The following is a 9,996-nucleotide window of genomic DNA, read 5'->3' as shown; positions in this document are numbered from 1 at the left end:
CGAGCGAGCCTGGGGATTGCAGCATAAAACAGTCCAAGAAAAGCGCCGCACCTCCGCCATACTCTTGGCATCCTGCTGCTCCGTCCATATGGCCAGGCTGGCCAGCACCTCTTCCAACGGGGCGGTGGCAGCGATTTTCTCCAGGATGGCGTATTGACCCGCCCGCAGTGCTTCTGCTTCCTGGCGTACCTGGATTTCCTGGCGCAGTGTCTGGGTGAGGCGCAGCAGATCCCGGTTTATCTTGTCGTTCGCGGCTACGGCGTTTTCCAGTTCCAGTGTTCTCTGAGCGACGGTCTGCTCCAGCGCCAGTGTGGTCTGGAAGAGTCCAAAATCAGAGCCCTGACTGTCGAGGCTGCGTTCAGCCCTGTCCATCAATGCAGTGATTATCCGCTCCAGGCGCTCAATTTCCTGCTCCGAGTCGTTGAGCTTGTTCCCCTGCGGAGCATCGGTCATCTGCCTTCCTCCGCGGAGGGTTCGCCGATCAGCAGCGCGGTAAAGGTCTGATTGACGTGGATACCATGGTACTGCTCACCGTAAGAGTTGAAGCCCACAATTCTGAACCGCCGCAAGAGTTCAGAGAAGGCCGGGCGCAGCGCCTTCTGTTCAACTTCCAGTTTGCGCAGCACACAGTCGAAGGCCAGGATGACCTGCGGCTGAACCTCCCGGGTTTCATCTTCCAGGGTCTGCAGCAGATTGTTGTAGATATCCACACCCTGCGCTACCCGGAAGACCAGACCTTCTTCAATGGCGCAGTAAAAGGTCAGGCTGTTGTCATCGTTTGCCTTCTGAATCGAACGCACATATTCCTTGCCGTTGATCAGGACGACGACGGGTGAAGTTGCAAAACGCATCGGGTTCAGGTTGTCGACATCGACACCGGTCATGCGGGCATATTCCGGTGCGGCAGGCAGGCCGTTGATCTCCAGCACGCGACGCGTTGCTTCATCGGCCCGGGTAACCACCATGCGCTGGTTCCCGGCTTCGAAATGCTGGCTCTTGAAAGGGCGGATGGGGCAGGGCGTGCCGGCGAGCAGGAGCACGGCGCTGTCATCGTGGAACTGCCCGTCGAGAAATACCTGCGAGCGTTGAAAATGCAGATTGTCTCCGGCAGAGCCACCCACTAACGGAATGCCCTGCAGACTGTTGAACAGGGCTCTGGTGACCGGCTCTTCACGCAGTGACAAGCCGTCAATCAGCAGCAGGGCAAAGCACTGCTGCAACATGCTGGCATCATGATGCTGATAGAGGGTCTGTTTGGCTGTCTGGGCGCGATCATGCACTTCCTGCATGCTCAGGTCCGACAGGTCTTGCAGCAGGCTGAAAGAAAAGGCAAACAGCTCGTCGGGGAAGGACAACACCACCAGACTGTGGTCAATATAGCCCAGCGGGCCCATTTCTCCGGCAGAGGTGCAGCCGGCTATCCGGATGCCCGGAAACTGGTCGTTGAAGGCCTGGGCCAGCGCCGGCAGGTCCATTTCGGAAGAGCAGTAGAAAAGAACAAGACTCGATGTCTGGTGGGAGATCTGGTCATGTACTTCTTTAACTGCGGCGGCTGGATCCTGCTTTCGGGTATGAGCTGTGAGGACTTGTACCATGGTCAGACCGTCACCTGGGATACCCATTACTACTTATTGTCTTAAGTCTAGTTCACGATTCAACAACCGGTCAATCTGCTTGAAAAACTGATGGCCGGAACTTAACGACGTCTTCGGACTCATAGTACCCAGCCTGCGTATGCTGGGTTGTCTTGCGGTGCGCTGTTATTCTGGCGCTCGGTCATCCATCCGGTTGCAGCTACTGTATTCCTCATGGCCATTACAATAGGAGTGCCAATGGTGAACTGCCAGTTGCCGACCATCAGTAAGTGCCTGACCCTCACGGGCCCTGCAGCCTGTGCCCTCATGCTGGCCCTGGCCAGCCTGCAGGTATACGGCGAAGATATTGTATTTACCCCTGGGGACATTATCGATTGGGAGCCACACTCTTTTGCAGGTGAAACACGCTATGAACTGGTCGAAGTCGATGGGCGCAGTGCAGTGCATGCTATCTGTGAAGGAGGGACAGCGTCCGGTCTGTTTCTGCAAGATGATGTGGACCTGAATGCGACTCCGGTTGTCGAGTGGGAATGGCGTGTGGATGACACCTTCTCCGGTAATGATGAAACAACCCGAGCCGGAGATGACTACCCGGCCCGAATCTATGCAGTTGACGAACATCGCATTCGAATCTGGAGTACCCGGGCACTGAACTATGTCTGGGCCAGCGAGAAGGCGCAGGGTTCAGATTGGGCGAATGCCTATCAGCGAAGAGCCCACATGGTCGCCATGCAGTCGGGGCCGTCCGAGGCACCCGGAACCTGGGTCACCGAGCGGCGCAACCTGAAGGAAGACTTCCAGCGCTTTCACGGACGGGATCTGGATCGGATCAATGCCTTCGCCATCATGACCGACTGTGATGATATCGGCGAACCGATTGAAGCCTGGTATGGCGAAATCCGACTCATGGCGGAATAATCCTTGAGCCGCTGCCTCAGGCGTCACGCAGTCGCTTGAGAGCTCGAACCCAGAAGGCGTTGCAGAAGAACAGCAGCAGAATGGCCAGGGTGGCGAGCACGCCCGACCAGTGCGGGGGTTGAAATGCGCCCACGATACAGAAGGGAATGTACAGCAGAACCAAGTAGCTGAACCAGCTCAGGCCCTTGACATTACGTCTCTTCATGGGCGGGAAGAAGAGCCACAGGGGCAGGGTCTGCAACAGCCAGAATGTCATGCCGGCAGTGACTACTGGACCCAGTGCCATGTCCGAGGGCGCGTTGGCCGTTGTATTGATGGCGAAGGTCACCATGACCAGCCAGTAACTGATCCAGGTGGCATGCTGCCATTTCTCGGCACGCATTTTCAGTGTCCAGGTGTTGCTTGGTTCCGGCAAGGATCTCTCCAGTTTTGGTTTTCTGTCAGGTCTGCAGCGCCATTGCCAGTCGAGCCAGGCGACGGCCCTGTGCTTTGGCCAGTGTCTTTTCGTCTCGACTCAGGGAGCGCTGATCCTTGTCCCAGTGCGTGGGGCCGTAGGGTGAGCCGCCGCTCTCTGTGGTATGCAGTACTGTCTCACTGTAGGGCGTGCCGACAATAATCAGCCCGTGATGTAACAGCGGCAGCATCATGGACAACAGGGTTGCCTCCTGACCACCATGCAGAGTGCTGGTCGAAGTGAACACACAGGCGGGTTTGTCAACAAGGTCCCCGTTGAGCCATTGGGGGGTTGTCTGTTCCCACCAGTGCTTCAGCGGCGCGGCCATGGTGCCAAAGCGAGTAGGGCTGCCCATCGCCAGGCCGGCCGCGCCGACCATGTCCGCGGTTTCACAGTACAGATAATCATTATCTTCAGGCTGCCCTCCCAGAGGGGGGACAGTGCGCAAACGAGCCTCCATTCCCGATGCCGACAACACGCCTTCAGCGAGAACCTCCGCCAAGTCGGCAGTACGACCACCTCGGCTGTAGAACAAAATCAGTATGTAGGGGGTCACGGATTGCCGGTCCTTAAAGTATCTGCAGTACGTTGTCCGGCGGTCGGCCGATGACTGCGCCCTTATCGGAGATGACCACAGGTCGCTCGATCAGTTTGGGGTGTTCTACCAGAGCAGCCAGCAGCTGGGCTTCACTGGCGCCGGCATTGTTCAGTCCAAGTTCCTTGAACAAGGGTTCTTTTACCCTGACCAGGTCGCGGGCAGTGCAGCCCAGTTGGCCGAGCACGCGGCGCAATTCGGTCATGGAGGGCGGGTCGTCCAGATAGCGCCGAACGTCTGGCTTTATACCGTTATCTTCGATCAGTTTCAGGGTTTGCCGGGACTTGCTGCACCTCGGGTTGTGCCAGATTGTTACCTGCATCCTGCCTCCTTCTGATCACTTTGCAGAAGAAGGATAACTGCCTGGGCGTCAAGGCGCAATGTGATGCTGCACCAGGCGTGCCGACTGGTTAGTTCGACACTGTTCTGAGCCGCTGCGCCGAATCGTCAGGTTGCAGCACATCCACCAGCAGGTAGCGGTCCCCGTCCAGCGCGGTGGCATAGGAACGGCACGACAGGCGTGTCTGCATGTCCCGATATTGCCCGGAGGCCACGAACTCGAGGTCCTGAGTCCTGCGGGTTGCCAGCAGCTTGTAGAAATGCGGGCGCCAGCACCAATTGACACCCTCCGGCTCAGGGTCGGCAGTGATCACGCCGGACTGCACATCAAAGTTGGGTGATAGCTGTGTGCCCCGGGCATCACAGATATAGAATCTGAGTAGCAGGCTTTCTTCTGGCAGGGGAAAACTGACCGGGTCACTGGTGAGGCAGTATTCGCGCAGAGAACGCAATTCCGCCTGAACCTGTTGTTCAACCTGATGGTACTTCTGGTGCTCATCGAGCTTCTGGGTGAGGAATCGATTGCGCAGGGTGTCGATAGTGCCCCGGAAGTGATTGGTAGGGTGGATATCGATACCGGCTGGTGAGAACAGGAAGCCCTGCATCCAGGCTGCGCCCAACTCGAGTCCGAAGTTGAACTCCTGAGTCGTCTCCACACCCTCGCATACCAGTTGGCAGCCCGTCTTTTCCGCCAGGCGGGAGACACCATGCACCAAATCATAGTGCTGCCCCTGATTGGCTGCATTCTTGAACAGCTTCATGTCCAGTTTGAGAATGTCTGGCTCCAGTTCCATGATCCGATGCATGTGCGAACTGCCGGCGCCAAAGTCATCTATAGCGACTCGGTAGCCCTCTTCGCGATAACGTCTGACGACTTGCTTCATAGTACCCAGGGTGCCTGGCTGCTCGGTAATTTCGAGCACGATCTGCTGGGGATCTACACCTGCCCGGTCCAGCATCTGCAACAGTGGTGTGGTGGTCCAGGCTGTCAGTTGATTGATCCAGTCAGGGCTGATGTTGAGAGAAATAAAGGTATCTCCGGGCACCTCGTCGATGCGCATGATGGCGCGCCGGCGGATCAGGCGGTCCAGTTCCAGCAATTCCCGCGAGGGAATCTGGCCGCCGTAAAACAGATGTCCCAGGCTGTCGAGGCCAGTCTCATCTGCATTCCAACGCCGGGCCAGTACTTCGTAACCTACGATGGTGCCGCGTGCGATATCCACAATGGGCTGCAGGCCGGCGACCAGAGACTTCGGATCAATCATGGTCATCAGGAGTACTACTTTCGGAATATGATTCGTAAGCCTGCAAGAAAAACGCCATTATGCCAGTTTTTGGCGCAGGTTCGCACTTTTCCGGTGACTGACAGGAATTGCCAGGGCCTGGTGCAGCGAGGAATGCACTACAGGAGTGCAGGATATCTGGTTATTTCATCACCTGCATCAAAACAGGGCGTTGTGCCGGATGATGACGTTGCGCGTGACGTTGCTTTCAAACAGCACATCGCCCCCGGCCAGCTCCGGCGATACAGACCCATTGGTTGAAATGCCACGCAGATTGAAGGCGGCCTCACAAAACCCACGCCGGTTATTGTCTATCAGGTCATGCAGCAGTTCATCAACAGCAATATTGACCCGCTGTCGTTCATTGGTGCTGAAAGTGCCGTGGAACTGAACAGACCCTTCGTTGCGATTGTTGCAGCGCAATTCATAGTGCCCGTTTTCGGTGGCTATACCGGTCCAGACCAGTGGAATGATGGCGTCATTCTGGGTGTGGAAGAGGGCATGTCGTGGCGGGCTCTGGAATTCGGGTGATACCGGCAGGTGGAGGCGTGTCTTGGGTGCTGAATCGAAATTTCCAGTACGCTCGAAATTCACCAGCAGAATGCCTTCGGTGTAGGGAATCTGCGCTGAGTAGACTCCGTTCCACTGTTCTTCCAGTGCATGATGTTTGCCATTGAGTGACGCCAGCAAACGGTCATTGCGCCCCAACTGGACGCGCGCATCAGGGTCGCTCTCCGGCGACAGGGTGACCTGAACCAGTAGCTGATCATTGTGCCGCAGGGCAATAAGACTGAGATTGATCTCGTCAGTGGCATAGCGTTGCGTGCTGGAGTCTCTGGAGCAGCCTGCCAGGGTGATTGCCAGCAGGCAGCCAAGCAGGAGCATACAGCCGCCCAGTCGGCCATGCCGCGGGCTCGGTTCAGTTCCCGACATTCCCAATGGGCTGGGCTGCATCAACGACTTCTCCGCGCATAACTTTCTGACCGCTTATTCTGAACAGCCTGAGCTCCGTTGACCAGAGCCGTCGATGCAAAAGCGGTGCAAAGCAGCGGGATTCAGTCCGCGAGTTTCTCTATCAGCTCGGCTTCCACCCGTTCGGCTTCGGAATTGTCCACCTGGCAGGTACCGGCGGCTTCGTGTCCGCCACCACCGTAGTGCAGGCAGATAGCACCGATATTGACCTCACTGGACCGGTTCAGAATGGACTTGCCGATGGCGAACACCGTGTTCTTCTGCTGGCGACCCCACATGCGGTGAATCGATACATTGCACTCCGGGAACAGGGCATAGACCGTGAAGCGGTTGGTCGGCCATATGGGGTCTTCCTGCTGCAGATTGAGCAGCACGATATTGTCTTTGACTTCGGCACAGCGGCTGATTTGCTCTATCGCCATGGGCTCATGTTCCCTGTACAGTTCAACCCGTTCGGCCACGTCGGGCAATTCGAGAATCCGGTCTATATCCATTTCGCGGCAGGCATCGATAAGCTGCATCATCAACTGGTAGTTGGAGATGCGGAAAGTACGGAACCGGCCCAGCCCGGTGCGCGCGTCCATCAGAAAGTTCAGCAACACCCAGCCCTGAGGGTGCAGTATTTCCTCTGCCGAAAACTGTGCCGAATCCCCTTTGTCGACCGCCTCCATCAGATCGTTGCTGATGGTCTTGAACGTCTTGTCGCCACCATAGTGATCGAAAACCACCCGCGCTGCGGAAGGCGCATCAGGGTGAATGATGTGGTTGTCGTGCTTCGCGTTGCGCAGCGTTTCGCTGAAGTGGTGGTCGAACGCCAGATAAACACCGGGCACATAAGGCAGGTTGGTGGTGATGTCCCGGTCAGTGATCTCTATCTTGCCGTCCTGCATGTCCTTGGGATGCACGAAAAGAATGTCATCAATCATGTCCAGTTCTTTGAGCAGTGCCGCGCAGACCAGACCATCAAAGTCACTGCGTGTCACCAGGCGGAATTGATCTCCCATAGGTCGCTCCTGTCTGAATGCTGTTGTCTCAGGATATACCCCGGTTGTCAGGTTAGCCTGGCCGGGTCCAGTAATTCACGTAACCGCTCTTCCGACAGTTCTGTCATGTCCAGCGCCACATCCAGTATGGGCCGCCCAGTGGCATAGGCGGCTTTGGCGATTTCCGCTGCTTTATTGTAGCCCACTTCATTGTTCAGTGCCGTAGCGAGTATCGGGTTGCGTGTCAGGGGGGCTGACAGGGCTGCCTCGTCATATTCGAATGACGCTAGCGCATGATCTGTCAGGACGCGCAGGCTGCCGGTCAGCAGCGTGATGCTGGTCAATACATTGCTGGCCACCAGCGGCATGGCCGTATTGAGCTGGAACTGACCATTCTGGGCGCCCAGGGTAATGGCGGCATCGTTACCGATCACCTGGGCGGAGGCCTGAATTACCGCCTCCGGAATCACCGGATTGACCTTGCCCGGCATGATCGAGGAGCCGGGCTGCAGTGCCGGCAGCCGCGCCTCACTCAATCCGGCCAGCGGGCCGGAGTTCATCCAGCGCAGGTCATTGCTGATCTTGATCAGCCAGGTGGCGAGGTTTTTCAGCGTGCCGGACAGGGTCAGCAGATCGTGTTGGCTGCTCTGGGCGGCAAAGTGGTTGTCGGTGCGGCTGACCGGCAGACCCGTTTCTGCAGCCAGTCGAGCGGCGACGCGATCGCCCAGCCGCGGATGCGCGTTGACACCGGTGCCGACGGCCGTGCCGCCCAGAGTAATTCTGGACAGGCGGGGCAGCAGGCCGTCCAGCTCCTGTCGCAAATCGGTCAGTACGCCTTGCCAGCCGGCAATTTCCTGATCCACAGTCAAGGGCATGGCGTCCATCAGGTGAGTGCGGCCGGTCTTCAGCAGGCTGCCCTGACGCAGGCTCAGATCATCAAGACCCTGCTGCAAGTGGTCGAGCATGGGCAACAGTTGATCGCGCACGGCCAGGGCGGCCGACAACTGATTGGTACTGGGGACAATGTCATTGCTGCTCTGGCCCCGATTGACGTCATCATTGGGATGAACGGTCAGGCGGCCACCCTGAGAGGCCAGGGTGGCCACCACTTCATTCATGTTCATGTTGCTGCTGGTGCCGGAGCCGGTCTGGAACACATCAACAGGAAACTGCTCCAGATGCTCACCGTCCATGATCGACTGGCAGGCTTCAGCGATCGCCTCGGCCTTTGCCGGATCCAGTTCACCAAGGGCGGCATTGTCGAGCGCGGCAGCCTGCTTGATACGGGCCAGGGTGTGCAGCCAGAATGCGGGCATTGGGCGCCCGCTGATATTGAAGTGGTTGACGGCTCGCTGAGTCTGGGCGCCATACAGTGCAGCAGCCGGCACATCCACCGGGCCCAGACTGTCATATTCAGTACGGTAGGCGGTTCTTGGCGGCCTGCGGGTCATCCTGTCCTCTCTGGTCATTGGAATTTCATTTCGGCTTGTAAAGCATAGACAAAAACTGACGGTTATGCGGCATGGTAGCGCCGACATCGTGCAATATCGCGCGGCTCGACTATAATGGCGCCGGTTCGGTGGTATGGTGGCTAAAGAGCGCCGGCAGTATTTTCTTTCGGGAGCAGGCATGACGCAGTTCGACGATATTCGTCCTTATACCGATTCAGAGGTGCCCGCGGTCATGCGCCGCCTGCTTCGGGATCAGGATCTGCGTCGCACGGCCGTTGCATTCCTTTTCCCCAATGCCGCAACCAACTGGGGCTGGCTGTTACGCCCCCTGGTCGGGCTCTATCTGCGCCTGCGGTTCAGTCGGGTGCGCACGGTGGAAGCCTTTCAGCGCTGTCTGGAAGGCTACATGAAGCGTTTGGTCGAACGCTCAACTTCTTCGTTTACCGTCTCCGGCTTGGACCGCCTGGACCCGGACAAGGCCTACCTGTTTGTCAGCAATCATCGTGACATCGTCATGGACCCTGGCTTCATGAACTGGGCCCTGTATCAGCATGGCTTCCAGACGGTGCGTATCGCTATTGGTGACAATCTGCTCAGCCAGCCCTTTGTGTCAGACCTGATGCGCATCAACAAGAGCTTTATCGTCAAGCGCTCCATCAAGGGACGCCGCGAAAAGCTGATGGAAGCGCGCAAACTGTCTGCTTACATCCATCACTCCATAGTGCAGGACAATGCCAACACCTGGATCGCCCAGCGCGAAGGCCGCGCCAAGGACGGCATCGACAAAACCAACCCCGCCGTGATCGGCATGTTCAGCCTCAGCCGACCCAAGGACAAACCCTATGCAGACTATGTCCGGGAGCTGAACATAGTGCCTGTTGCCATTGCCTATGAGCTGGACCCCTGCGATACCATGAAAGCGCGTGAGCGTTACTATCAGCTTGAGCGGGGCGGCTACGAGAAAGGCAAGGACGAAGACGTGCGGTCAATTGCGCAAGGCATGAGCGGCTGGAAGGGGCGTGTGCATCTGTCATTCGGCAAGCCGCTGCAGGAAGACCACTTTCAGAATGATACGGAAGTGGCGGTGGCGGTTGATCGACAGATTCACCACATCTACCGTCTGTTCGAGACGCATGAAACGGCGTATCGCTGGCTGTACGAGTGCCCCGAGGCAGAAGCGCCGCCCTGGGTGCCGAAGGCCCTGCGGGAGCGTGTGGCGCAGCAGCCCACAGAGCTTCGGCCCTATATCCTTGCCCAGTATGCCAATGCGGTGCGGTCACAGCAGGATGCGGACTAGTGTCCTGATTGATGCCACCACCTTCCCGTCGCCACGCTCGGGCACATACCTGTGAGACACGCAAAAAACGTCATCCATGACAGCTCGACTGCGCACATCCCTGTGCGCA

Annotated in this window: 10 protein-coding genes and 1 pseudogene; 2 read left to right on the top strand and 9 right to left on the bottom strand. The window is 57.7% G+C overall.

Annotated features, from left to right (window positions below):
* Both LAT62_RS14615 and LAT62_RS14610 read right to left on the bottom strand, forming a co-directional pair.
* Window positions 1–453: pseudogene (locus LAT62_RS14615) on the bottom strand (hypothetical protein); the annotation flags it as partial.
* The gene (locus LAT62_RS14610) at window positions 450–1,595 is read right to left on the bottom strand and encodes an FIST N-terminal domain-containing protein (protein WP_293385555.1); all 1,146 of its coding nucleotides are present in this window, start codon (window positions 1,593–1,595) and stop codon (window positions 450–452) included. The gene LAT62_RS14610 and the pseudogene LAT62_RS14615, both read right to left, overlap by 4 nt.
* Before the next feature lie 237 nt (window positions 1,596–1,832).
* On the opposite strand from LAT62_RS14610, the gene LAT62_RS14605 reads away from it, so the two are divergent.
* Window positions 1,833–2,513, top strand: coding sequence for a DUF3047 domain-containing protein (locus LAT62_RS14605; RefSeq protein WP_293385552.1), 681 nt, complete (start codon window positions 1,833–1,835; stop codon window positions 2,511–2,513).
* Between the two features lie 16 nt (window positions 2,514–2,529).
* Here the strand turns inward: LAT62_RS14605 and LAT62_RS14600 are convergent, their stop codons facing one another.
* The 7 genes from LAT62_RS14600 to LAT62_RS14570 all read right to left on the bottom strand — a co-directional run bounded on the left by LAT62_RS14600 (window position 2,530) and on the right by LAT62_RS14570 (window position 8,608).
* Window positions 2,530–2,928, bottom strand: coding sequence for a DUF2069 domain-containing protein (locus LAT62_RS14600; protein WP_293385549.1), 399 nt, complete (start codon window positions 2,926–2,928; stop codon window positions 2,530–2,532).
* 25 nt (window positions 2,929–2,953) lie between these two features.
* Window positions 2,954–3,523, bottom strand: coding sequence for an NAD(P)H-dependent oxidoreductase (locus tag LAT62_RS14595; RefSeq protein WP_293385546.1), 570 nt, complete (start codon window positions 3,521–3,523; stop codon window positions 2,954–2,956).
* Window positions 3,524–3,536: 13 nt separating this feature from the next.
* Entirely contained in the window at window positions 3,537–3,884 is a 348-nt protein-coding gene (gene arsC / locus LAT62_RS14590) for an arsenate reductase (glutaredoxin) (protein WP_293385543.1), read from the bottom strand.
* An 88-nt stretch (window positions 3,885–3,972) separates the two neighbouring features.
* On the bottom strand, window positions 3,973–5,172 hold the full coding sequence (locus LAT62_RS14585; protein WP_293385540.1) for an EAL domain-containing protein: 1,200 nt from the start codon (window positions 5,170–5,172) through the stop codon (window positions 3,973–3,975).
* Between the two features lie 171 nt (window positions 5,173–5,343).
* Window positions 5,344–6,069, bottom strand: coding sequence for a hypothetical protein (locus tag LAT62_RS14580; protein WP_293385537.1), 726 nt, complete (start codon window positions 6,067–6,069; stop codon window positions 5,344–5,346).
* 170 nt (window positions 6,070–6,239) lie between these two features.
* Window positions 6,240–7,160, bottom strand: coding sequence for an exopolyphosphatase (locus LAT62_RS14575; protein WP_293385534.1), 921 nt, complete (start codon window positions 7,158–7,160; stop codon window positions 6,240–6,242).
* A gap of 47 nt (window positions 7,161–7,207) precedes the next feature.
* Window positions 7,208–8,608: a lyase family protein gene (locus LAT62_RS14570; protein WP_293385531.1), complete on the bottom strand. Its 1,401-nt coding sequence runs from the start codon at window positions 8,606–8,608 to the stop codon at window positions 7,208–7,210.
* Between the two features lie 160 nt (window positions 8,609–8,768).
* Here LAT62_RS14570 and LAT62_RS14565 point away from each other — a divergent pair, with 160 nt between their 5' ends.
* Window positions 8,769–9,887, top strand: a complete 1,119-nt coding sequence (locus LAT62_RS14565; protein WP_293385528.1) for a 1-acyl-sn-glycerol-3-phosphate acyltransferase — start codon at window positions 8,769–8,771, stop codon at window positions 9,885–9,887.
* Window positions 9,888–9,996 lie beyond the last annotated feature (109 nt).

The sequence above is a fragment of the Natronospirillum sp. genome (genome assembly GCF_022565775.1).
GTDB lineage: Bacteria > Pseudomonadota > Gammaproteobacteria > Pseudomonadales > Natronospirillaceae > Natronospirillum.
This window is presented reverse-complemented; position numbering and strand designations above follow the sequence as displayed.